At 36.3% G+C, this 25,611-nt stretch carries 22 protein-coding genes; 8 read left to right on the top strand and 14 right to left on the bottom strand.

Features of this window, described 5'->3' with window-relative positions; all coding sequences use genetic code 11:
- Window positions 1-155 precede the first annotated feature (155 nt).
- Together WG904_RS18060 and WG904_RS18055 are read right to left on the bottom strand one after the other, a co-directional pair.
- Window positions 156-2,525, bottom strand: a complete 2,370-nt coding sequence (locus WG904_RS18060; RefSeq protein WP_339580748.1) for an endonuclease MutS2 — start codon at window positions 2,523-2,525, stop codon at window positions 156-158.
- Window positions 2,526-2,529: 4 nt separating this feature from the next.
- Window positions 2,530-3,006: a DUF4296 domain-containing protein gene (locus WG904_RS18055; protein WP_339580747.1), complete on the bottom strand. Its 477-nt coding sequence runs from the start codon at window positions 3,004-3,006 to the stop codon at window positions 2,530-2,532.
- A 29-nt stretch (window positions 3,007-3,035) separates the two neighbouring features.
- Between WG904_RS18055 and WG904_RS18050 the strand changes: the two genes are divergently transcribed.
- The 5 genes from WG904_RS18050 (at window position 3,036) to WG904_RS18030 (ending at window position 9,924) form a co-directional block, all read left to right on the top strand.
- Window positions 3,036-3,725, top strand: coding sequence for a YggS family pyridoxal phosphate-dependent enzyme (locus WG904_RS18050; protein WP_339580746.1), 690 nt, complete (start codon window positions 3,036-3,038; stop codon window positions 3,723-3,725).
- A gap of 32 nt (window positions 3,726-3,757) precedes the next feature.
- Entirely contained in the window at window positions 3,758-4,252 is a 495-nt protein-coding gene (locus tag WG904_RS18045; RefSeq protein WP_339580949.1) for a GNAT family N-acetyltransferase, read from the top strand.
- Entirely contained in the window at window positions 4,239-5,510 is a 1,272-nt protein-coding gene (locus WG904_RS18040; protein WP_339580745.1) for an aspartate kinase, read from the top strand. The genes WG904_RS18045 and WG904_RS18040 overlap by 14 nt, the downstream gene beginning before the upstream one ends.
- 93 nt (window positions 5,511-5,603) lie before the next feature.
- Window positions 5,604-6,782, top strand: coding sequence for a class I SAM-dependent RNA methyltransferase (locus tag WG904_RS18035; RefSeq protein ID WP_339580744.1), 1,179 nt, complete (start codon window positions 5,604-5,606; stop codon window positions 6,780-6,782).
- Between the two features lie 130 nt (window positions 6,783-6,912).
- Entirely contained in the window at window positions 6,913-9,924 is a 3,012-nt protein-coding gene (locus WG904_RS18030) for a glycosyltransferase family 117 protein (protein WP_339580743.1), read from the top strand.
- A 1-nt stretch (window position 9,925) separates the two neighbouring features.
- On the opposite strand, the gene WG904_RS18025 is transcribed toward WG904_RS18030, so the two are convergent.
- The 4 genes from WG904_RS18025 to WG904_RS18010 all read right to left on the bottom strand — a co-directional run bounded on the left by WG904_RS18025 (window position 9,926) and on the right by WG904_RS18010 (window position 13,352).
- Complete coding sequence (locus WG904_RS18025; protein WP_339580742.1) at window positions 9,926-10,561, bottom strand: peroxiredoxin; 636 nt, start codon at window positions 10,559-10,561, stop codon at window positions 9,926-9,928.
- Window positions 10,562-10,617: 56 nt separating this feature from the next.
- On the bottom strand, window positions 10,618-11,544 hold the full coding sequence (locus WG904_RS18020) for a DUF72 domain-containing protein (RefSeq protein ID WP_339580741.1): 927 nt from the start codon (window positions 11,542-11,544) through the stop codon (window positions 10,618-10,620).
- Window positions 11,545-11,695: 151 nt separating this feature from the next.
- Window positions 11,696-12,784, bottom strand: a complete 1,089-nt coding sequence (locus WG904_RS18015; protein WP_339580740.1) for a S1 family peptidase — start codon at window positions 12,782-12,784, stop codon at window positions 11,696-11,698.
- Between the two features lies 1 nt (window position 12,785).
- A complete protein-coding gene (locus WG904_RS18010) occupies window positions 12,786-13,352 on the bottom strand; it encodes an RNA polymerase sigma factor (RefSeq protein ID WP_339580739.1) in 567 nt (188 codons plus the stop codon).
- 401 nt (window positions 13,353-13,753) lie between these two features.
- Here WG904_RS18010 and WG904_RS18005 point away from each other — a divergent pair, with 401 nt between their 5' ends.
- The 3 genes from WG904_RS18005 to WG904_RS17995 all read left to right on the top strand — a co-directional run bounded on the left by WG904_RS18005 (window position 13,754) and on the right by WG904_RS17995 (window position 16,148).
- The gene (locus tag WG904_RS18005; protein WP_339580738.1) at window positions 13,754-13,945 is read left to right on the top strand and encodes a hypothetical protein; all 192 of its coding nucleotides are present in this window, start codon (window positions 13,754-13,756) and stop codon (window positions 13,943-13,945) included.
- A gap of 195 nt (window positions 13,946-14,140) precedes the next feature.
- Window positions 14,141-15,487, top strand: coding sequence for an adenylosuccinate lyase (gene purB / locus WG904_RS18000; RefSeq protein WP_339580737.1), 1,347 nt, complete (start codon window positions 14,141-14,143; stop codon window positions 15,485-15,487).
- 109 nt (window positions 15,488-15,596) lie between these two features.
- The gene (locus tag WG904_RS17995; protein WP_339580736.1) at window positions 15,597-16,148 is read left to right on the top strand and encodes a NifU family protein; all 552 of its coding nucleotides are present in this window, start codon (window positions 15,597-15,599) and stop codon (window positions 16,146-16,148) included.
- A 226-nt stretch (window positions 16,149-16,374) separates the two neighbouring features.
- Here WG904_RS17995 and WG904_RS17990 read toward each other — a convergent pair whose 3' ends face one another.
- From WG904_RS17990 to WG904_RS17955, 8 genes are all read right to left on the bottom strand, one after another.
- The gene (locus WG904_RS17990; protein ID WP_339580735.1) at window positions 16,375-17,163 is read right to left on the bottom strand and encodes an inositol monophosphatase family protein; all 789 of its coding nucleotides are present in this window, start codon (window positions 17,161-17,163) and stop codon (window positions 16,375-16,377) included.
- A 22-nt stretch (window positions 17,164-17,185) separates the two neighbouring features.
- A complete protein-coding gene (locus tag WG904_RS17985; RefSeq protein ID WP_339580734.1) occupies window positions 17,186-18,340 on the bottom strand; it encodes a prolipoprotein diacylglyceryl transferase in 1,155 nt (384 codons plus the stop codon).
- Window positions 18,341-18,416: 76 nt separating this feature from the next.
- Window positions 18,417-19,739, bottom strand: a complete 1,323-nt coding sequence (mtaB, locus tag WG904_RS17980; protein ID WP_339580733.1) for a tRNA (N(6)-L-threonylcarbamoyladenosine(37)-C(2))-methylthiotransferase MtaB — start codon at window positions 19,737-19,739, stop codon at window positions 18,417-18,419.
- 141 nt (window positions 19,740-19,880) lie between these two features.
- The gene (locus tag WG904_RS17975; protein ID WP_339580732.1) at window positions 19,881-20,450 is read right to left on the bottom strand and encodes a UbiX family flavin prenyltransferase; all 570 of its coding nucleotides are present in this window, start codon (window positions 20,448-20,450) and stop codon (window positions 19,881-19,883) included.
- Window positions 20,451-20,699: 249 nt separating this feature from the next.
- Window positions 20,700-22,325, bottom strand: a complete 1,626-nt coding sequence (locus tag WG904_RS17970; protein ID WP_339580731.1) for an NADP-dependent glyceraldehyde-3-phosphate dehydrogenase — start codon at window positions 22,323-22,325, stop codon at window positions 20,700-20,702.
- A 3-nt stretch (window positions 22,326-22,328) separates the two neighbouring features.
- The gene (locus tag WG904_RS17965) at window positions 22,329-23,903 is read right to left on the bottom strand and encodes an MFS transporter (protein ID WP_339580730.1); all 1,575 of its coding nucleotides are present in this window, start codon (window positions 23,901-23,903) and stop codon (window positions 22,329-22,331) included.
- Window positions 23,904-23,930: 27 nt separating this feature from the next.
- Window positions 23,931-24,602, bottom strand: coding sequence for a bifunctional 4-hydroxy-2-oxoglutarate aldolase/2-dehydro-3-deoxy-phosphogluconate aldolase (locus tag WG904_RS17960; RefSeq protein ID WP_339580729.1), 672 nt, complete (start codon window positions 24,600-24,602; stop codon window positions 23,931-23,933).
- Entirely contained in the window at window positions 24,589-25,611 is a 1,023-nt protein-coding gene (locus tag WG904_RS17955; RefSeq protein ID WP_339580728.1) for a PfkB family carbohydrate kinase, read from the bottom strand. The genes WG904_RS17960 and WG904_RS17955 overlap by 14 nt, the downstream gene beginning before the upstream one ends.

Genomic DNA, 25,611 nt, shown 5'->3' with positions numbered 1-25,611 from the left:
AAGATATTAGACGCTATCCAAATGAAATTTAGTTTAATTTGGATGTAAAAAATACACTAAGTGGTCGGGAATTATGCCTTTTGCTTTAGCTTATTTCTTTCCTGGTACCGGTCGAAATCCAGTTGTAAGCCTCGCCAAGTTCAACAATTTTTAGTTTAACTCAAATACACATATGTAATTCCATCGCCACCACGATCGGCATGCTCATCTTCTACTCGGTTAACTTCTTTGTATTTCTTTAGATATTCTCTAATTAATTTCCTTAATATACCATCACCTTTACCATGGATTAATTTTATAGAGGGAAAACCTAGCATAATTGCTTTATCTAAATAATTCTCTACTTCATGAATGGCATTTTCGCCACGCATACCTCTTAAATCGAGTTCAGGTCTGAACGTACTGATGGCTTCAGACATTCTACCAGAAAAGGAATTGTTCTGAACTGCCTTTTTAGCTTGTTTATTGCTAATTTTTTGCACACGATTTCTTTTCACCACCGAACGCAGATCGCCAAGTGCTAAAACAACAGTATCGCGATTAATTTCTAACACTTGTCCGCTCGTTTCGGTATTTATCAATTGCACCCAGTCCCCTACTTCGATAACTGAATGGTCTAGTTTAACCACTGGCTTACGTTCTTCTTTAACTTCATTCTTAGTGATGCTCTTTTGAAGATTTTGACGAAGTTCTTTAGTTACCACCTTATCGGCTTGCTTTTCTTTTATTTCGGCGATGGTATTCTCTACCAATTTATTGGCTTCACGAACAATATTTTGGGCTTCTAATTTTGCCTCTTTAATGAGTGTTTTTTTATTTTCTTCGAGATAAAGTTTTAACTTCTCATTTTCTGCCACCAAATTCTTTACCTTATTTTGCTGATTTGCTAAGGTAATTTTTGCTTCGTGCATTTGTCTTTTTTCGCGTTCTAAATTCACCAATAAACTATCTACGCTATTCTGGTTATCGCCCGTTTTTAATCGTGCCAATGCTAATACTTCAGGCTGTAAACCAATATTTTGTGCAATTTCAAACGCATAAGAACTTCCTGGTTTACCTAAATCGAGAATATATAGGGGTTTCATTTTACTATTGTCGAAAAGCATAGATGCATTTTCTAGTCCGCTGGTATTACCTGCGAAAAGTTTAAGGTTCGAATAATGGGTAGTGATTATGCCTCTTACCTTTTTTGTGTTTAGTACTTCGAGCACCGCTTCGGCCATTGGTCCGCCAAACTGTGGATCTGTACCTGTTCCAAATTCGTCAATTAGCACTAAAGTTTTTGGTGAGGCATGGGCAACGAAATAGCGCATCTTTGTTAAATGTGCACTGTAGGTACTTAAATCTGATTCTATCGATTGGTCATCGCCAATATCTGCGAAAATCTGATCAAAAATACCCATTTCACTATTTTCATCAACAGGCACTAATAAACCAGCTTGCAACATCATTTGTAAAAGGCCAACGGTTTTCATGCAGACCGACTTTCCACCTGCATTTGGGCCTGATACTAACACGATGCGCAAATGCTCGTTAATATGGAGGTTTAAAGGCACAACCGTCTTCTTTTCAGCCGCAAAAGAAAGCAGCAATAAGGGATGCTTGGCATTAATTAGTTTCGTTTTTGCCTCTTTAATCACAATAGGTATGGTCGCATCAATATCGATTGCAAAAAGTGCCTTTGCCCTAACAAAGTCCAGTTTAGTTAAAAAACCATGATAAGAAAGCAATAGTGAGGTATAAGGCCTTAATTCTGAGGTTAATGCGATTAAAATTTTGATGATTTCTCGCCGACGATCAAATTCGAGGTCTCTAAGCCTATTATTTAGTGTAAAAACCTCTTCTGGTTCTAAATATACGGTTTGACCGCTGGCAGATTCATCGTGAATAAAACCCTTTAGCTTGCGTTTATTTTCGGCTAAAATGGGAATACACATTCTTCCATCGCGAATGGTTAGGCTTCCATCGGCTACCCAGTTCTTACCCAAGGCCATTTTATAGATAGAGTCCATTTTCTTCCTTACTTCCTGTTCGCCTATTGCTATGGCTGATGTTATTTCTTGTAGTTGGGGCGATGCGTTAGGTTTCATTTTACCTTTTGCATCGATTACGGTTTCTATTTTTTTAAGGATATTTTTTTCGATTTGCAGATGCTCAAAAAGTGCCTCCAAACTTGGATAAATCTCTTTTCTCTCATCAAAGAAGCGGATAACTGAAAAAACCGTCTGCAGGGAAGCGTAAATTTGAAACAATTCGTCTTCCATTAAATATGCACCTTCGACTCTAATTTTTTCGACTAAAGTTTTTATATCGAAAAACGTACTGATTTGCAAGGGTTCCTGATTTACAAGAATACTTTTAAACTCATAGGTTTGGCGCAAAAATTTAGTAATCTGATCATGCTTGGTCATCACCTGCATTTTTAGAACCAAAGCCTGTCCCATTGTACTTAAACAATGATGATGCACGAGCTGTTTTATTTCATTAAAGCCTAAACGTTCTTGGCAATTTTCGGGATATAACATAAAGCTATTGAAGGAGAGGCGGGAATAAGGTAAAAGGATTTTGTCCCATGGTAAATGTAGGAGTTACTGCAGGCGAATCGGGTACAGCCAACACTTGGATATTTTTTGCCATTTCTTTTCTTTGCTGTGCTAATGCTTCTTCGTTTAACCGTTTATCGTTGTTTTTTCGCTCTTGCTCGAATTGCTTCATCAAATTTTTATACATTTTATCTAAAAGATCGGGCCTTGTATAATAGTAGTTTTTGCTTTTTTCAAAAGTTGCTGAGTCGATATCGAATTTTTTATATACACCAGCGTAATAGCTCGACGCCACAATTTTAGCGGTATCTGGCTTTTGTAATGCTCCAATATACCCATCAACAGTATGAATATCGAATAAAACTTTTTCCATTTTATCGGGCTGTATAATATCTTTTGGGATGCCAGGTTTACAGGCATAAAGCGTCATACAAATGATGAATAAGGCGAAAATTCTGTTCATTTTGTTATTTTTACCAAAAATACTGATAAATGAGCATAGCAGATAACTTATTGAAATATAAAAGTGAATTAGATGAAGCAAAAGTTAAACTTGTTGCAGTTTCAAAAAACAATCCTACCGAAGCGGTATTAGAAGCTTATAGCGCCGGACAACGTGTATTTGGGGAAAATTTGGTCCAAGAAATGGTAGAGAAAGCTAATCAATTACCAAAAGACATTGAGTGGCACTTAATTGGGCATTTACAAACGAATAAGGTAAAATATATTGCTCCTTTTATAACGCTTATTGAATCGGTAGATAGTTTAAAATTACTGAAAGAAATAGACAAACAAGCAGCGAAAAACAATCGGATTATTGATTGTTTGTTGCAAATTTATATTGCAGATGAAGACACAAAATTTGGCTTGGGCTATGATGAATTGATAGAATTATTAAGGAGCGAAGAATTTGCAGCCTGTAAAAATATTAGAATTTTAGGTTTGATGGGCATCGCTACCAATACCGCTTCTGAAAAACAAACTCAAGTAGAATTTAATGAGCTAAAAGTGTTATTCGATGGCATAAAATTGAGTTTCTTTAGAAATGACGACTACTTTAAAGAAATATCAATGGGGATGTCGGCCGATTATAAAACAGCTATAGCCGAGGGTAGTACAATGGTAAGAATTGGAAGTAGTATATTTGGAAAGAGGGTGATAAAGCACTGGAAAACGGAATAAAAAAGCAAAATGAACTCATGACTAATGAACAGATGAACATCACCATAAGAACTGCGATAGAAACCGATTGCGAACGTATTCTCGAATTAATTAATGAATTGGCATTTTACGAGAAGGCGCCAGAAGAGGTAACAGTTACCTTAGCCGAATTTATAGATGCTGGCTTTGGTACAACGCCCGTTTGGAAGGCGTTTGTAGCCGAAGATCCTGCGGTTGGCATTATTGGCTTTGCGTTATTCTATACCCGATATTCGACATGGAAAGGTCGCCGTTTATACCTAGAAGATTTTTTAGTAACTGAAACGTATAGAGGTAAAGGTGCAGGTAAATTACTTTTCGAAAATGTAATTCGAGAAGCTAAAGAAAACGATTATAATGGCATGGTATGGCAAGTGTTAGATTGGAACGAGCCTGCTATTCATTTTTACAACAAATACAAAGCACATATCGAAGAAGGCTGGTTAAACGCCTCATTTTCAAAAGAGCAAACACATAAATTGATTGAAGGGCGGCATGCAGGTATTTAAATTTGGAGGGGCTTCTGTAAAAGATGCTGAAGGTGTTAAAAATCTAGCTAAAATTGTTAAAAGCCATGCAGCACATCAACTTTTAATTGTGATCTCGGCAATGGGCAAGGTAACCAACAAGCTAGAAGCGCTTAGCAAAGCATACATTAATGGTGATAACAGTTGTCATCAGATCTTCGAAGAAATTAAAGCTTATCACTTTTCGATAATGGATAGCCTCTTTGAAGATCACAAAAATCCAGTTTTTAATGATGTTGCTAATACTTTTGTAGAAATTGAATGGCAATTAGAAGACGAGGCCAGCGATCCTGCCGATTATTTATACGACCAGATTGTTTCTATTGGAGAAATGGTATCTACAAAAATTGTTGCGGCTTATTTAAATCAGGTAGGTGTTTTTACGATTTGGACTGATGCTAGAAACTACATTCAAACCGATAATAATTATAAAGATGCAAATGTAAATTGGGAAAAAACAGCATACGAAATCCAAAAACATTTACCAACATTTTTAGATAAAGGGATTGTGGTTACACAAGGATTTGTGGGGGGCACGAGTGAAAATTTCACAAGTACCTTAGGCAGAGAGGGGTCTGATTATTCCGCTGCTATTTTTAGCTCGTGCTTAAATGCCGAATCGTTAACCATTTGGAAAGATGTTCCTGGAGTTTTAAATGCCGATCCAAAATGGTTCGATGAAACGGAGAAAATAGACCAATTGTCGTATCACGATGCCATCGAATTAACATATTATGGGGCTACTGTTATTCATCCAAAAACAATTAAACCTCTTCAAAACAAAGAAATTCCACTTTATGTGCGTTCATTTTTAGTTCCTGAAGCCGAAGGAACTAAAATTAGCAACTTAAATATTCCACTACCCGTACCCTCTTTCATTTTTAAAGTTAATCAGGTGTTAATTTCTATATTTCCAAAAGATTATTCTTTTATTATCGAGGAAAGTTTAAGCGCTATATTTAGTGTATTTCACAAAAACAAAGTAAAAGTAAATACAATGCTTAACTCGGCCATTAGTTTTTCTGTAAGTGTTGATGATTCTGATAAAATTGATATTTTAATTAAAGATTTATCAGAAACCTTTAAAGTTAAATACAATAAAGGGCTTGAGTTGGTAACCATACGCTATTATAATCAAAACACTATTGATCGCGTTACGTTGAATAAGGAGGTATTGCTAGAGGTTAAAAGCAGGCATACTTGTCAGATTGTGATGAAAGATAGACTTTTAGGTGGTTGAAAAGTTCGAAAGTTGGAAGGTTTTGGGTGCTTACGATATGGTACTTATATTCCCTGAACATTAAAACATTTCAACCTTACAACATTAAATGCTATGAACCAAAAAATCCTACTCCCAGAAGTACAGCATTACATCAAAACTCATATCAACGATGATGTAAACAGAATTGCTTTAGCGAAACCTGTAGTTGAAGGGGTAAGTTCGGTTGAATTAGCTGGGCAAATTGCTGCGAAAAAGAAATCGATTCACAAATTGCCAACTTGGTATCATCAAGATAATATTTATTATCCTCCACTCCTTTCTATAGAGCAATGCTCGTCTGAACAAACTGCAGCCTATAAAGCTAATTTACTAATTGGTGATAGACTGATCGATTTAACAGCAGGCTTTGGCGTAGATAGTTTCTTTTTCGCTAAAAAGGCAAAAGAGGTGTTAAGTTGTGAAATAAATGAGGAGTTATGTGCCATTTCGGAAAACAATGCAAAAGTTCTAGGTGCTCAGAATATAGTATGCTTAGCTGGAAATGGAATAGAGATTTTGGAGGCCATTACTTTAAGCTGTGATACCCTATATATAGACCCCGCTCGTCGAAGTGGAAGTGCTAAAGTTTTTAAACTTAAAGACTGTACACCCGATGTAACCTCATACTTAAAGTTTTTCCTTGAAAAGGCACAACGTGTAATCATCAAAACAGCCCCACTATTGGATATTAGTGCCGGAATTGCAGAATTACAAAATGTGAGTGAAATTCATATTGTAAGTGTGAAAAACGAGTGTAAAGAATTACTTTGGGTAATTGATAAAAATTATATAGCCGAAACAAAAATTGTTTGTGCTACGCTTAATGATACTTTAAAAATATTTTCTTTTAAGTTAAATGATTTGCAAACACCGATTGAAATTGGAAATACCGAACCTACAGGTTACTTATATGAACCCGATGTGGCACTCTTAAAAAGCGGCGCTTTTAATTTTATCGGCAAAGCATTTGGTCTTCAAAAATTACATCAACACAGTCATTTATATTTTAGCGATACGATAAACGCTGATTTTTTAGGGCGAATTTTTGAAATCAAATCCATCCTAACACTAAATGAGTTAAAAAAGGAGAAAAATTTAATCGGCAATGTAGTGGTTAGAAACTATCCTGAAAAGGCCGAAAATCTAGTGAAAAAACACAAAATAGTATCAAATAACGACGATTTTATCATTTTTACACAAAATAGCAATGGATATTTAGCGATAAAAGCAAAAATTGTTCAATACTATTAATGAAGTCGCTTGGTTAGGTTTCCTACCAACAACCCAAACAACTAAACAACCATTTTAACATTCTTTAACGTCTTTTAACAACTCACGTTTCATCAAAAAGGTACTTTTGATTAGAACCTAAACTAATCAGATGAACCATTTCGACTTACTTAACAAAAGAATCGGCTTTGCAATTTTTGCATTTGCAACACTCGTTTATTGGCTTTGTATGGAGCCTACCCTAAGTTTTTGGGATTGTGGCGAATTTATTGCCGCTTCATTTAAACTAGAGGTTGGTCACCAACCCGGCGCGCCATTCTTTTTAATGCTTGGAAACTTATTTTCTTTATTAGCTGTAGGTAACCCCGAGAAAGTTGCTTACTGGGTTAACTTTTTATCGGTAATTACAAGTGCAGCTACCATAATGTTCCTCTTTTGGACCATCAATGCGATGGCCTTGAAAATTGTAAGGAAGTCGAAAGAAGAGTTAAGTACCATAAACACCTGGAGCATTATTTCTGCAGGAACAATTGGGGCTTTAGCGTATACCTTTTCAGATACGTTTTGGTTTTCGGCCGTGGAAGCAGAAGTATATGCCATATCAACACTATGTACGGCCATTGTTTTTTGGGCAATTTTAAAATGGGAAGCTAAAATGAACGATAAGTGGTTAGTATTTATTGCATTTATGATTGGGCTTTCAATCAGTATTCACCTGCTTAGTCTTTTAGCCATTCCTGCCATTGCATTAATTTATTATTTTAGGAAGACAGAAAATGCGACCTTTTGGGGAACTAGCAAAGCTTTTTTAATTGGTTGTGCTTTACTTGGCTTCGTTCAATTTGGCATTATTCAATACTTTGTACTATTTGCTGCTAAACTCGACTTACTTTTTGTGAATACACTCGGCATGGGATTTGGTTCTGGCGCATTGGTCTTTCTTGCACTAAGCTCAGCTGCTATCGCTTATGGAATTATTTACAGCATTAAGAAAAGTAAATACCAATTAAATTTAGCTTTAATTTGCCTAAGCTTTGTGCTTTTTGGTTACAGCTCGTATTTTATGATCATTATCAGAGCCAATGCAAAGACAAATATTAATCTTTCTAACCCCGATACTCCACTTTCTTTATTTTCTTATTTAGCACGCACGCAATATGGCGATAAACCACTTGTTTACGGACAATTTTTCAATTCTGAACCTATAGCTATCAAAGAAAATGGTGAGACCTATAGAAGAGGTTTAAATAAATATGAAATAAATGGTAAAAACTACGAGCGTGTATATGATAAAAACACCTTGTTTCCCCGCACCTTTAGCGATAAGCCAGACCACATTAAATTTTATCAGAGTTGGATGAATCTTTCTGATGGAGAAACACCATCATTTTGGCAGAATTTCAATTTCTTTACAAGCTATCAGCTAGGATTTATGTATTGGCGTTATTTTTCCTGGAATTTTATTGGCAGACAAAACGATCTCCAAGGTCAGGGAGGCTTAACCGAAGGCAATTGGTTGTCGGGCATAAAACCAGTAGATGCCATCCATTTAGGTAACCAAAGTAAATTGCCGCCAAGCATAACTTTAAATAATGGCTATAATCTTTTTTATGGATTGCCTTTTATTTTCGGAATAATTGGTTTAGTATACTTATGGCGAAAAAATAGAAAAGATGCATTGGTAGTTATTGCCTTATTCTTTTGTACGGGAATTGCCATCATTTTATACATCAATCAAGACCCATTGCAAGTACGAGAACGCGATTATGCTTATGTGGGTTCCTTTTATGCTTTTGCCATTGTGATTGGTTTAAGCGTACTTGCCATAAAGGAACTTATGGCAAAATATTACAATCAAAAGTTAACTTTGCTTGTAGCTACGTTGATATGCGTTATGGCCCCAACGCTAATGGCCCTTAATGGCTGGGACGATCATAATCGAAGTGGTAAAACAACCGCGATAGAAATGGCTAAAAATTACCTTAATAGCTGTGAAAAAAACGCCATTTTATTTACCAATGCCGATAACGATACCTATCCCCTATGGTATGCACAAGAAGTGGAAGGCATTAGAACGGATGTACGCGTAGTAAATTTACAATTTTTATCGTCAGAAGCCTATATCAATCAAATGAAACGGAGTCAGTATAAATCTGACGCTTTACCAATAAAAATGGAAAATGAGCAATACAAAGATGGCACACGCGATTATCTTATGTATTACGATTATGGAATTAAAGATAGTGTGGAATTAAACGAACTACTTTCTATACTTACATCAGATAATAAAGACGATAAAATTGAAATGAGAGATGGTAGCTTGGAAAACTTTTTACCAACTCAAAAATTCAAAATGACCATTAATCCGAAACATATCATCGCTACAAAAACCGTTTCAGCAGTTGATGAGGATAAAATTGCTACGAAACTAGAGTGGAACTTCAAGAAAAATCACGTGTTAAAGTCGGATCTAGCGATGTTCGATATCTTAGTGCACAATAATTGGAAACGGCCAATTTATTTTGCTGCTTCAGTTTCTGAAGATACCTATTTGGGCTTGGATAAATATTTGTATTTAGAAGGCTTTGCCTATCGATTACTACCTTTAAAACCGTCGACAGCTGAGAATTTTACGAAAACAGAACAAACGAATACGGAGTTAGCCTACCAACACTTTGTAGATAAATTTGAATTAGGTGGATTTAAAGCTGCAGCCTATCTAGATCCAGAGAGCAGACGTGTACTGCAAGGAACACTAGGCTTTTCAAACACCCTAGCTAGAAATTTAATTCTGGAAAACAAGATTAAAATGGCTCAAAATGTTATTGAGAAAACCTATTCAAAACTTCTGCTTCAAAACTCCTCCATTTCAGACACACTTAATAAAGTGGGCTTGATTCAAAATCTCTATGGATTAGGACAGCTTAACCGGGCCAACCAGCTCACCACCGCAACTTCCTCTTACATTGAAAAAGAATTTGATTATATCTTATCGCTTCATCCTGATCAGCAACGAACATTAATGAATGATATACAGGTAGGATTTTTTGTACTTCAGCAACTTGATCGTTCTACTTCGAATTATCAGCAACAAAAATTAAATAAAACTATAAAAGCGAAACTTAAAAACTACGATACGCTGTTTATGAAGAATTTTAGTTAGACTACTTATTAGGTTGCGGAGTTGTTCTCAAATAAGGCTTAATTACCGTATGTCCTTTTGGAAATTTTTCTGGAATATCTTCAGTTTTAATGCTATTCATTACAATAACATCCTCGCCATCCTTCCAATCTGCGGGGGTAGCTACACTATATTTTGCTGTTAATTGTAAGGAATCGATTACCCTTAACACCTCTACAAAATTACGACCTGTTGAGGCAGGATAGGTAATCATTAACTTCACCTTCTTATCTGGAGAGATAACGAACAAAGAGCGAACGGTCATCGTTTCAGAAGCATTGGGATGAATCATATCGTACGCATCCGCAATTTTTTTATCTTGATCAGCGATAATCGGAAACTCTACAAGTGTATGCTGTGTTTCATTGATATCGTTTATCCAGCCTTTATGCGACTCTGCAGAATCGACGCTTAATGCTAAAACTTTCACATTTCTCTTCTCAAATTCGGGCATTAGGGATGCTGTTCTACCTAATTCGGTTGTGCAAACAGGCGTATAATCTGCCGGATGGGAAAACAATACTCCCCAACTATCGCCCAGATAATCGTAAAAATCTATATTGCCAATTGATGTTTCGGCTTTAAAATTCGGTGCTGTATCTCCAATTCTTATACTCATAATGAATTAATTTTAGATTGATAAAATAAATTTGAGTTGAAGATACAAAAAGTCTATTAAAAAGGTAGTTTATTTGGTATAATAAATTCTATTCGTGACAAATTACTGTTAAAATGGGCATTAAATTGTTCGATGGTATAATCTGCAATTAGAGGGGTATCTGCTTCATCATGCTGATGCAAAAAGAAATATACCTTTTGAAGTCCTTGATTTAGCCATTGTTTAATTCGAATTACCCATTCGTCTACTCTAGCTTTATCAGAATCTAAAAATTTACCTCCATTGCCAACAAACCGGATAAACGCTTCTGGGGTAGGTAGTTCCATGTGCAAACAGTCTCTTCTTCCGCTCGCATCGGTGATGGCCGCGCCTTTTCCTACCTTTGCTAACATTTCAAATAATTCTTTCTTTGCGATAGGATCTTTAAACCAGTCTTGGTGGCGTACTTCTACAAACACCTTAAGGTCTTTCGGTAATTTCTGTAAATAGGCTTCAAGAACAGCAAGATTTTTTGGTCCAAAATTATCACTCACCTGCAAAAAACATGGCCCTAGATGTTTACCAAATGCAGACATTGCTTTTAAATATAGGTCGGTTTCTACATCTGCATTATTTAAGCGTTTGATGTGAGTAATGCTTCTAGAGAATTTTGGGCAGAAGATGAAATTTTTGCTCGTGTTCGCTTCGGTCATTTCCTTCCACTTCAGAATTTGTTCTTCTTTAGGGATATTATAAAAAACGGCATTGAGCTCGATTGAATTAAAGTGCTTTACGTAAGCGCCTAAAAAATCTTTCTCTTTTGTTTTGGGAGGATAAATAAGTCCAACCCACTCTTTCCTACCCCATTTGGCACAGCCCACATAAAACTCCCGCTTTTGTGTCGCTTTTAAGGATTTAAAGGTAATTGCAGTTTGATGACCATCCTTTGGCAGGCTAAAGTCTATTTCTTTTATTTCTGAAGGTTCAACGCGTCCGAATTCCATAATTAGTTAATGAGAAATAAAGTTAACAAAAATAGCCACGGATGTGAGTATTTCCCTTCGACTAGCTAAGAATAAAAGATTGGTACAACTGCGATTAAAACTAAAAAAACCGAAGCGATAGGCAACGGGTTCTATTTTTATTTATCTAGCGTTAATTATATACTTTTATCATAAAAACATAGTCTTGAATTTTTTCGACTTGTTTTTGCCTCTTCAAACCTTGCAAAATGCTTCTTTTTCCCAAGGCTACTCTTTTAGTTAATGAATCTTGTGGGATTGCATTTAGGGCTTCCGTAATATATCTAGACTTAACAGCAAAGGCTGCTCCATCTGCTTTATCTTCCTTGCCATTTATTACACCCACAATATTTCCATTATTATCGAGCAATGGGCCACCACTATTTCCTGGATTTACCCGTATATCAACCTGATAGGTTAAGGTATCCCCATTTATCCCTGTTTTAGAACTTACATAGCCATCACCAAGTACAAAATCATCTTTCGGATAACCCAATGTATAAACAGATTCGCCAATGACAGCGCCCTTTTCCTTTATGCTATACGGCACTGCACCAAGGTTTTCGAAAGATAGATCAGTGACTTTTAAGATTGCGATATCGTTACCTGAATCTTCGTAAACTTTTCTAACTTTAAAAGACATCCCTTTACTATTTTGAATATATAAAGAATCGGCATCTTTTATCACATGATAATTTGTTAAAATATAGCCGTTGCTTGAAATCGCAAAACCAGTGCCGCCAAATTTAGCAGGAGCGCGGTTTGACCTGTGCGCATCATTGCTTATTACTCTAATAATATTATTCTGTGATCGATTAAGTTGAGATACTTTTCTATCGAGTAATTGTAAGTTTACTTCTTGCTTGGTCTGACTGTAAGTAGACAATAATACAGCGCTGGCTAAGATTAAAAATGAAGCGGCAATAGAAATCGCAGACTTATTGTTACGCCAAATTCTAACTATTTTTGAAGCATGGGGTTTAACTTTAGCACTCATAGCAGCGATATCCATCTGATTATGGGCATAATCCATTTGCTCTTTTAATGCCAGTACATCAGCATATTGCTGCATGGATTCTAAAAACACCTTGTGCGCAACAACTTTATGATCAACATTTGGGTCGTTACTTCTTAATTGCTCAAACGCATTATGTTCGGCTGGACTAAGCTTACCATTTAAGTAATCTTCAATAATCGCTTCTAACTGTATCTCGTTGTTCATTTTATAATTGAAAAAATAACTTCTTTAACCGTTGTAAACACTTATACTTTTGTGTTTTTGCATTATCCGTATTCGTATAGCCGAACTTCTCACAAATTTCTTGCATCGATAAATTACGGAGATAAAAATCCTGTATTATCGTTTTACAAGGTTCGCCTAAATGATTCAGGGCTTTTGACATCTGATCAAACTGTTGATCTATTTCCTCATGGCGCTCAAAATCATCCTCTACCACTAATACATCTTCAAAATCCGATATATTATTTGTCTTTTTACTTTGTTGTGCTAGTTTCTTTAACCAAATTCGTCTACTTACCGAGTATAAATAGGTTTTAAGCTTACTACTTAATTCGAAATTACCACTCTTAATTTTATCATATAATACGATAATAGCTTCTTGATAAACATCTTTCGCATCAGCTTCATCGCCGCTATTATTCAAAATAAATTGCAACACCATAGGGAAGTAACCTAAATACAACTTATTAAGGGCTTCTTCTGAATTATTAAGTATACCTAATACTACCTCTCTATCTGTTGGAATTGAACTGCTTAACTTAATACTCACCAATTAATACATTTATACGTGAATGGTAACCCAATAAATTAAAAAAATATTTTATTTTAATATAAAGGACATTTATTTACAAACTAGCCTTATATGCTAATTATAAGCGGATTAACGTTATCAAAAACTTACCGATTGTTATTTTTTGTGAATTTTTCTGCAAAATACAACAAATTTTCATTGGTAAATAACTGATTTTAATGGTAATGAAGCTTTCATGAGTTTAATTAATTAAATTGTACAGGTAAACTTTTGATGGTTATGAATCGAAAAGCGCCATAATCTTATCTTCATGGGCTATAAAAAAATAATATTAACTTTTTTTCACATTTACGGGTTACCTTTTTAACTTTGCAGTATTAACAAGTAAAATTAATTAATTATTTAAACAGAAAATTAGAATGAAAAACTTATTTAAATTTGGCTTTTTAGCTTTAGCATTATCTTTATCAGTAGCAGCTTGTAACTCAGAGAAAAAAGCAGAGGGTACTGATACTACTGGAGCTGACACAACTATGGCTGTTGATACTAACGGTACTGATACTACTGTAGCTGTTGATACTATGGCTAAAGATACTACTGTAAAAAACTAGTCAAAAGCAAAACTTACAAAAAACCCCGATATACATCGGGGTTTTTTGATTCTAAGGAAATCGTCGTTTCGAATTAGGAGCAACTAACGAATTTAGTAGTGGTACACGTTACATTCGTTCGATAAGTCGATTTATGGAAATGGAATTAAGTATATTATACTTAACTTTGCGGAAATATCAAATTTCAGGTTCAAAATGAATTTATCTCCGCTTCAGGCCATATCTCCAGTTGATGGTCGCTACAGAAAAACAACTGCTAAACTTGCCGATTATTTTTCTGAATCTGCTTTAATCAAATACCGAATTTTTATAGAAATAGAGTATTTCATTGCACTTTGCGAAGCTAAAGTCCCAGGTTTGGCTGATTTTGATACCAAACTATATCCGAATTTAAAATCCATTTATCAATCCTTTACTGATGAAGATGCGCAACAAGTTAAAGACACCGAAGGCATAACCAATCACGATGTAAAAGCGGTTGAATATTTTATTAAATCTAAATTCGATGAGTTAAATCTTCAGCCTTATAAAGAATTTATTCATTTTGGATTAACTTCTCAGGATATAAACAATACAGCAATCCCTTACACCTTTAAACTAGGCTTGGAAGAAGTATATTATCCCGTTATAGGCGAACTCATTGAAAAAATTAAAGATTTAGCGAAAGAATGGGAAAATGTCCCGCTTTTGGCTCATACCCATGGACAACCCGCCTCGCCTACTAAACTTGGTAAAGAATTTTTAGTATTTGCCGAGCGCTTGAACATTCAATTAGAAAATCTTAAAAATATACCCAATAGTGCCAAGTTTGGTGGGGCAACTGGAAATTTTAATGCCCACCATATTGCGTATCCCGCAACAGACTGGGTAGCTTTTTCTAATCATTTTGTAAATGATACCTTAGGCTTAAAAAGAGCACAACACACTACTCAAATTGAACATTACGATCAATTTGCAGCACAATGCGATGCTTTAAAACGAATTAATAACATTATCATCGATTTAGACCGCGACATTTGGGCTTATATTTCAAAAAATTATTTTAAACAAAAAATTAAAGCCGGAGAAGTAGGATCATCGGCTATGCCGCACAAAGTAAACCCGATCGATTTTGAAAACGCCGAAGGAAATGCTGGTTTAGCAAATGCTTTATTCGAATTTTTCGCAGCCAAACTACCCATTTCCCGTTTGCAAAGAGATTTAACCGACTCTACTGTTCTTCGAAATATTGGTGTACCCATGGCTCATACCCTAATTGCAATTAGCTCTACCTTAAAGGGTTTAAATAAAATTATATTAAATAAGGAAGCTATCGAGGCTGATTTAGAAAATAATTGGGCGGTAGTTGCAGAGGCAATACAAACAGTGCTTAGAAGAGAGGCTTATCCAAACCCATACGAAGCGTTGAAGGCTTTAACCCGCACAAACACAAAAATAACAGCGTTAACCATGGCGGCTTTTATTGATGAACTGGATGTGAACGATACCATTAAAGCGGAATTGAAGCAGATTACGCCGTTTAATTATACAGGGGTCTTTTAATTGGTTTTTTATAAATGTTTCGGCATATTATCAAAATGACCTAAAATAGACAACATTAGCTACTATTTAGAATTAGAATTAATTATTTTTGTAGCATAATATTACAGACATGACAATAAACGTATATACCGAGCAAACGCCAAATCCTGCCACCATGAAGTTTATGGTTAATAAGCTTTTAATTAATGGTAGCGAAGATTTTGCAACTAAAGAAAGTGCCGAGCATTCTCCTTTTGCAAAAGAATTGTTCAAGTTTAATTTTGTGAGTGGTGTTTTCTTTGCCAGTAATTTTGTAACCATTACTAAAACGGAAGATGCAGAATGGGGAGATATTGAGGCTATTTTAAAAGAATTTGTAAAAGGGGCAGTAGAATCAGAACTAAAGATAAAAGATAATAGTAATGAAGAAGCTCCTGCTTTTGAGGGTAGTGATCTTGAAATAAAAATTCAACAAATCTTACATGATTATGTACGCCCAGCTGTAGAGCAAGATGGCGGTGCAATTTCATATAAATCATTTGATGAGGGTGTGGTAACCGTTGAACTTAGAGGAAGTTGTAGTGGCTGTCCTTCGAGCACCATCACCTTAAAATCTGGTATTCAAAATTTATTGCAAAGAATGGTACCTGAAGTTAAGGAAGTAGTTTCGGAAGCATTGTAAGTAGTGAATTTGTCAATTAGCTAATTTGTGAATTGGCAGCACCATTCAAAAGAAATATAAAGTCGTGGCATTAGTTACGGCTTTTTTTGTTTAAAGGAAAGTTTAAATCATCGCTATCGCTTATCGCCAAACGCAATACTTTAATTTTCTTTCCAGCAAGGCAACTTCTGCTTGCCGCGTATTTTTCTCATAAAGTAGGCCACTTTCGCCCGGGGCAAACGCTTGCCTAAAAATACTTCTTAATTGTAGCTAAAATCTCATCAGTAACCAACCCATTCGTGGCTAGTATCTCTCTAGTTTCTAAAAACTCATCACCGCCAGAAAAATTTAAAATTTTACCCCCTGCTTGTTGCACGAGAAAGGCGCCAGCCGCCACATCATAAGCATTGAGATTATACTCGAAATAAGCTTCAAATCGACCACATGCTACATAGGCCAAATCTACCGCTGCAGAACCAATTCTCCTTAAGCCGTGGCATTTCTGCATCATTTCGGTAAACAATTGAATGTATTGTGGTTGCTTTTCAAATTGGTAGTATGGAAACCCAGTAGCTAATAGACTTTGCGATAAATTGCGATTTGATGAAACACGAATCTCCTTTAGGTTAAGATAAGCTACCCCTCCTTTATAGGTAGAAAACATTTCGCCACGATTAATTTCATATACCACACCAATTACGGGTTTATTTTCTTCGTAAAGCGCAATACTAATCGAATAAGTAGGTATTCCGTGAACGAAATTAGTGGTTCCATCTAAAGGGTCGATGATCCAGGTATAGTTTTTACCAACAGTATTAACGGTATCTTCTTCGGTAATAAATCCAGCTTCTGGCAAAATTTTAGTTAAATTTCTAACCAATTGTTTTTCAGCCTGTTTATCAACATACGAAACCATGTCGTTTAAGCCTTTATACTCAATCGCTTTTGCATCAAATGCCATCGCTTCTTTGCGGATAAAATTTCCCGTTAAGCGAGCAATTGAAATCACCTTCGAACAAAGCAATTCATAATTCATCTTAAAATCCTGTAATCCCTAGTTAATAATTAGCGTTTTTCTCTTTGTTTTTGATGGAGTAAGTAACCAATAACAACCCACAGATAAATAATATTGAAGAAATTAATTCAGCCTGTGTAAATGGAATTCCAGCCACATGGTATTTCGAGTTTACCCGGATTAGCTCTATACAGAAGCGTTCTACACCATTAAACATTAAATAAATACCAAACATCATTCCAGGCAATTTAATACGGTGACGAATGTTCCAAAGCACCAAAAAGATTAAAAAGGCAGCAATCACTTCATACAATGCTGTTGGATATACGGGCTGAGGCAATTCGTTACAGAATTTCCCTACGCAATTTGCAATAGGCACACCTTCATTTGCGACATTATTTGGATAGGTATAAGCCCAAAGCCAATCTGGAAGCCATGTAAAGGGTTTTGGGTTTAAATTAGGAATTCCCCAATCGCCATCTCCTGATAAATGACATCCGATACGGCCTACGCTATACGCCAACATCATTCCGGGACCGCCAATATCGAGCATGTGCAAAGGTTTGATTCCGTGTTTACGTGCAATATAAAGTACCGCTGCAGCACCAAATATTAAACCTCCATAAAATGTTAACCCACTAAACGAAAGTAAACCCCCAATAGGATCTTGAATAAAGCTATCCCAGTTCTCCAGATTGTCGAATATTTTTGCTCCTAAAAAACCCCAAACGGCTGCCCAAACCACAAGGCTGCTCATTAATTCGTGTGGACGAACGATAACATCGACTGTTTTTGGTTTAGGTAATTTTGCTTTATCCTTTTCTTTATATTCCCAATAGGCAAATAATGCAGCCAAGGCCAATCCGCCAAAAATATTCCCTTTACCAGATAACAATACGAGTTGGGAATCACTTACAAAAAGTTTATAATTTAACAGTGCATAAACTAACTTATAACCTACCAAAAACCCGAAAAATGCATTTGTTAACAGGCTGGTGATACTTGCTGGCTCTCCAATGGTAATTTTTCTAATCGAAGGCTTTATAATCCCCAATGCTTCCTTTCTTTTTGCTTCTTCAGAGAATGCCCAGTAACCGGCTACAAACGCAAACGCAACAAATACACCAAATGTATTAAAAGGTAAGGGTAGATCTATACCAAAAAGATAGTTAAGAAAGTGGGAAACGGTTGGGAACATATCAAAAAAATTTAGGCTAAGATAATAAAGATAGTCCAAAGTCTTTAGCCTAAAGTCTAAAGTTTGGATTAACTAACTAATGACTCAAGGCTGCCGACTGAAGTTCCATTACTTCAACCTCTCCATCGGCCAATAATGCGGTTAACTTCACATTTTTAAGTTCATTTACCATAACTGGGTCGTATTTTGCCTTAACTTTTACATAGTTTTTAGTAAAGCCATGCATAAATCCGTTTTTTTGATCATCTTCAAAAAGAACTTGTGCTTCACTTCCAATCTGCGACTCGTAAAAGGCTCTTCTCTTTTTATCAGATAGAATATGTAGCATTTTATTACGGTCAAATCGAGTGCTTCCCGTTACTTTACCCTTCATGGTAGCCGCTTCTGTTTGTTCGCGTTCTGAGTAGGTAAAAACGTGCAGATAAGAAATGTCTAGTTCATTCAAAAATGTATACGTATCCAAAAAATCATCGTGCGTTTCGCCCGGAAAACCTACGATCACATCGACACCAATACAGCAATTTGGCATTACTGCTTTAATTTTAGCAACCCGTTCGGTATATAATTCACGTTGGTAGCGCCGCTTCATCAATCCCAAAATTTTGTTTGATCCAGATTGTAAAGGAATATGGAAGTGTGGTACAAATCGTTTAGAAGTAGCTACAAATTCGATAATCTCGTTACTTAACAAATTAGGTTCAATAGATGAAATCCGAATCCGTTCAATACCTTCAACTTCGTCTAGCGCTTTCACCAAATCGAAAAATTTATCTTGCCTTTGGCCATCGCGAATGCCGAAATCGCCCAGATTTACACCCGTAAGCACAATTTCTTTTACGCCACTAGCTGCGATTTGAGCAGCACGATTAACCACATTTTCGATGGTATCACTTCTGCTTCCACCTCGCGCTAAAGGAATGGTGCAATAGGTACATGGGTAATCACATCCATCTTGTACCTTTAAAAAAGTACGTGTTCTATCCCCAATTGAATAGGCTGCAATAAAATTATGGTTTACTTTTTCTATATTTTGTTGATGAACAATAGCTTTTGGATTTTTAGTTAAATCGGAAATAAATTCTACGATTCTAAATTTCTCTGCAGCACCTAAAACCATGTCTACGCCCTCTATCTCGGCAATTTCTGTTGGTTTTAACTGCGCATAACACCCAACAATGGTGATATAGGCATTGGGTGCGTATTTTAATGCTTCTTTAACTACCTTACGGCACTTTTTATCGGCATGTTCTGTTACCGAACAGGTGTTGATTACATAAACATCAGCTGAATCGGTGAATTCTACCACAGTATAGCCAGCATCGGTAAACAAGCGACCAATGGTAGACGTTTCTGAAAAATTCAGCTTACAGCCAAGTGTATAAAATGCAACTTTTTTCATCAGCTTGCAAAGTTACGAAAATAGTATTGAGTATTAAGTATTGAGTATTAAGCCAGGATGTTATCTTACATCAAGATAACAATTAGATGTGAGTATGGAGACATGGCGCTTAGTTGACAATGAACTAATGACACAAATGAACTATTTATCATTCCAGCGATAGCTTTCTTGTTCCAGCCCTGCTAAATCAATCATTCTACTTACTACAGTTTGCGCAACTTCTTCAATGGTTTTTGGAAGGCTATAGAACGATGGGTTTGCAGGGCATATAATTCCTCCCGCTTCGGTAACTATTTTCATGTTATTGATATGAATGAGGCTAAAAGGAGTATCACGCACTACGGCGATTAATTTTCGACGTTCTTTCAGAATTACATCCGCTGCACGCGAAATTAGATCATTAGAGATTCCATTTGCAATACGACCAAGTGTTCCCATAGAACACGGTACGATAATCATAGTATCGTACTTGGCAGAACCAGAAGCAAAAGGTGCATTAAAATCCATTTTTTGGTAAAACGCAAATGGATAGTGTTTATAATCATCATTACCCAGTTCAAAGCGCCAAACTTCTTTTGCATTGTCAGACATCACCACACCTATTTTCTCAATCTGGTCTGAAAGCTTTAAGAGATTATCTAATAAAACTTTAGCGTAAACAGCTCCACTTGCTCCAGTAATGGCAACAATAATCTTCTTTTTATTTAACATTGTAGCAAAGATACGAAGATTTGATAAAATAGTCTGGGCGTTTGCAGCGAATACTTAACTCGGATAAAAGCCACAAAAAAAAGGGCCAGAAACAATGTTTCTGACCCTACATCTACCTATGAAAAACATACCCTCGAAAGGGTAAGCTCAAATGTAATCAATTTTATAAAAAAAAGAAAGTTTTAGACTTTCTTTTTTAACTGTAGTATAATTGTGACGGTGAAAAGATTAAAGCATTTTATATTGATGCTAAAACAAATACTTGGTACTTAAGAAATTTGAACTATGACTATCAATTATTTCATTTAAAAGATGCTTGTTGCTATCATTGAGTTTTGTTGCTACTAAAGACCGAATAGAAAACGATCTTAATGCATCAACTACCGATAATGTTCCTTCAGCGCTATCTTTTCTGCCTGTAAAAGGGAAAACATCTGGTCCACGCTGACATTGGCAATTAATATTTACACGACTTACCTGATTAACCAAAGGGTCGATTAAAGCGGCAATTTCATCCTCATCGTTGCTAAAAATACTTACTTGCTGACCGTGTGTTGATTCGATTAGATAAGTAATCGTTTCTTCTAAATCATCAAATGGAACAACAGGTACTACCGGACCAAATTGTTCTTCTGTATACAATTTCATTTCTGCGTTAACAGGATATACTACTGCAGGAAAGACAAAAGATTCGTTCGTAACACCACCATTTTCGTTTACTATTTTTGCACCCTTTGCGATTGCATCATCTAAGCACTCTTTTAAATAGGCGGGCTTATGAGGTTCTGGTAAAGGAGTTAACGAAACTCCACTTACCCATGGCATTCCAAATTTTAACTTACTTACAGCTTCCGAAAGTTGGATTAAAAATTCATCCGCTAAGCTACGGTGAACAAAAATAATCTTTAGCGCTGTACAACGCTGTCCATTAAATGATAACGAGCCCAATACTGTTTCTTGAACGGCCAATTTCAAATCGGCCTTTGCCGTAATAATTGCTGCATTTTTAGCATCTAAACCTAGAATTGCTCGTAAACGGTTTACCTTAGGATGCATTTTTTTTAGCTCATTAGCCACCTTGCTCGAACCAATTAAGGTAAGTACATTAATTTTTCCAGACTCCATCAAGCCAGGGATAATTTTATTTCCTCGACCATATATAGTGTTCACCACTCCTTTCGGAAAACAGTTCTTAAAGGCTTCCAATAACGGATAAAACAATAATGTTCCATGCTTAGGTGGTTTAAATAAAATGGTATTGCCCATTATCAGCGCAGGAATCAATGTAGTAAAGGTTTCATTTAACGGGTAATTAAATGGCCCCATGCATAAAACTACTCCAAGGGGCGACCGGCGAATTTGTGCAATAATTCCTTGTTCTATGGTAAATCCGGCCGACTGGCGATCTAAATCCTTTAAGGCATCTATTGTGGCTTGAATGTATTCGATAGTACGATCGAATTCCTTGGTCGAATCGGTAAATGTTTTACCAATTTCCCACATAATTAGCTTTACAACTTCTTGTTTTTTCTCAATAATTTCGTGTGTAAACTTCTCTACCCTTTCTATTCGCTGGGCAACGCTCATGGTGGGCCATTCGCCTCTACCATTATTATAAGCAGCTACAGCAGCATCGAGCGCCGCATTCGCTTCATCTTTATCACATAGTGGATAAGTGCCTATTACTTTACGCTGTAAGCCCGTACCTGTTTTAATGCAAATTGGCGAAAGTACCGTATGAACATCTCCATTCCAAGGCAACATTTCTCCATTCGAAAGATACTCACGTTGATTTACTTCTTCTACTAAGTTAAAGTCAGCAGGAATCTGCTCTTCCGTTAAAAAGAGTTCGTTTAATTGTTCTTGAAAACTCATACTTTATAAATCAGTAATCTTTTTATATTTTGGAACCAATGATTTCATAACCACCCAAGCAATTAAATAGGCCACGGCACAGAACGCAAACATTATAGTGTAGGCAACCGTCATGTTGGATTGTACTAATGGTTTTTGGATCTCTAAAAGCTGATTAAAGAGCGTACCGTCTATAGATTTTAACCGCTCGGCAACTTCTACAGGTAATTTACTCAAAGCCATCACATTTAAATCAACCTTATCGCCATATTTGCTGGCAAGATCCATTGATGTAATTTGACTGACAAAACTACTATTCCCCATTTCGCTAAATTTAGAGAAAGACTCTGAAATTCCCTTGTGTGCATAACTATCGAATATCCATCCTCCCATTTTAGTAACCAAAACACCACCAATTCCACCTGCCATGCCGCCAATACCCACTACTGAGCCAATTGCTCTTTTCGGGAACATATCTGAAACTGTTGTAAAAATATTGGCCGACCAAGCTTGGTGTGCAGAGGTACCAATACCGATTAAGAGAACAGGAACCCAGAACGAGTAATGACCAAAAGGTTGGGCTAATAATACCACAAGTGGGAACAATGCAATGGCAAACATTGCCCTCATTCGGCCATCATAAACTCCATATCCTTTATCTACAAAATACTTAGGTAACCAACCCCCACCAATACTTCCAATCATGGTCATACTATAAAGTACAGATAATGGAAGAACGATATCTGAACCAGTCATGCCATATTGATCTTTTAAATATCCTGGCAACCAGAACAGGAAAAACCACCAAACACCATCTGTCATAAACTTACCAAATGTAAAAGCCCAAGTTTGTTTATAGGTTAATAATTTAAACCATGAAACCTTATCTACATTTGCCTTATCTAAAACTTCATCTTCATCGCTATTAATGTAGGCTAATTCTGCGGCCGATAATCGTTTTTGTTTTTCGGGAGATTCATAGAAAATAAGCCAAAACAACAACCATAAAAACCCAATTGCACCTACCATTTCGAATGCTCTTTCCCAGCCCCAGTTTTCGGCAATCCATGGCACTGTAAGCGGGGCTAAAACTGCACCCACATTAGCACCAGAATTGAAAATACCGGTTGCTAAAGAGCGCTCTTTTTTGGGATGGTATTCTGCAGTTGCTTTAATTGCAGCGGGGAAATTGCCTGCTTCTCCAACCGCCAATACTGCTCTCGAAAACATAAAGCCCAATAGCGAAACGGGTAATGCAGCTATTCCAAACGATGTTAAAACAGAAGCTAAGCCAGTACCAATTGAAATGGAGTAGGCATGAATAACTGCACCGATAGACCAGACAACGATTGCAACTCCAAACCCCCATTTTGTGCCTAATTTATCTACAAATCGGCCTGCAAAAAGCATAGCAATGGCATAGGTAAATTGAAAAACTGCTGCAATATCTGCATAGTCACTATTCGACCATCCAAATTGTTCTTCTAATACTGGTTTTAACAAACTTAAAACTTGTCTGTCTAAATAGTTAACGGTAGTCGCAAAAAATAGAAGGGCACAAATCGTCCATCTATAATTGCCAATTTTGGCTTGGTTCATATTATTGGTTTTTGGTTTTTTGGTTGGTTAGTTTGTTGGATTTACTTTATTTATAATTTCTAATGCTTTCGTGGTCAGCGAAAACAGATTCTCGTACTCTCTATTTTCTAATATTTTTTTGCTTACTAATTTACTTCCCATTCCTACAGCACACACACCTGCTTTAAACCAAGTATCGATATTTGCTTCGTCGATTTCTACGCCGCCAGTGGGCACGAACAATTGGCCTTGGAAAAGCTCTCTAATTGATGATAAATATTCTGCACCTAGGATATTCGCTGGAAAAAGCTTAATTATTCCCGCACCAAATTGGTGAGCAATATTAATTTCTGTTGGTGTCATGCAGCCAGGTATCCATAATAAACCTGCTTCATGGGTTAACTTTCCAACTTCTACATCTACAACCGGACAAACAATAAAATCAGCTCCTGCAGCCAGAAAATCGTTTAATTCGTTTGTATTTTTAATGGTGCCAATACCTAAAAACAAATCTTGCATTTCTGTTTTTAAGGCTTCCTTTAAAAACTTAAAATTTTCGAGCGCAGCTTTACCCCGATTCGTATATTCAAAAATACGTACACCGCCTTTGTACAATGCTCGAACAATTTCTAAGCTTACTTGAGCATCTTCATAATAGAACAAAGGCAATAAGCCTTGTTTCTTAATTGCTGCTATTGCTGTTTCTTTATTCTTGATCATTCGCTTCCAATGTTTGTTTTATATCTTCGACAGTAGCTGTGGTACAATCGCTCGCTATAAATAGTTTATTAAATGCTGCTGCAGTTGCAAAATTTAAGGTAGCTAAAGGATTATTATTTTGGTAAAATCCATAGATTAATCCCGCCATAAAGCAATCGCCACTACCCACTTTATCTAAAATCTTTTCAGCGCGATATTCTTTCGAAACCAAAAGCTCGTTAGCCGTAAAAAGTGTAGTGTAATATTTTATTCCTAGTTTGTAATCGAATCTAAACGTATTTGCTATCCATTTACATTTAGGATAACGTTTACGTATCTCTTCAGAAGTTCTTTTTGCTTGTTCAAGATACGTATTTTTATCGCTCGTTTCGTGGATGAATTCTGGAATACTAATCCCAAGCATTTTCTCCGCTGCCCAAATGTTGCCCATAATTAAATCGCAATATTGAGCCATTTGAGGAATAATTTCTATAGGCTGTTTTCCGTATTGCCATAATTTAGCACGAAAATTTAAATCGATTGATAAGGTAATGCCTCTTTCGCTTGCCGCTTTTACCGCTTCCAAACATACATCGGCAGCATCTTGGTTTAGCGCCGGGCAAATCGCACTAAAATGAAACCAACTTACTCCTTCTAAAACCCTATCCCAATCAATCGCATTGGTTTTTAGGGTTGCGAATGCAGAATGTGCACGGTCGTAAATTACACCTGCATTCTTTAAATCTTTTCCTTTTGGTAAATAATATAAACCTATACGTTCACCACCACGATATATTTTGCTGGTGTCGATTTTGCAATTATCCATATATCCGATAAGTTGTTCGGACATAAAATTCTCTGGCAGGGCGGTAAAATAGGCTGATGGAATATCCCATAAAGCTAAGGCTGTAGCTACGTTCAATTCGGCACCACCAACATAAAATGGTAATTTATTTTCAGCCAACCACTCGCCATCGCCATCGGGGCAAATACGCAACAAAAGTTCACCAAAACTTAATACTCTGCCCAT

It is taken from the genome of Pedobacter anseongensis (assembly GCF_037482965.1).
In the GTDB taxonomy this organism is placed as follows: domain Bacteria; phylum Bacteroidota; class Bacteroidia; order Sphingobacteriales; family Sphingobacteriaceae; genus Pedobacter; species Pedobacter anseongensis.
The sequence above is the reverse complement of the archived record's forward strand: the minus strand, read 5'-3'. Positions and strand labels throughout refer to the sequence as shown.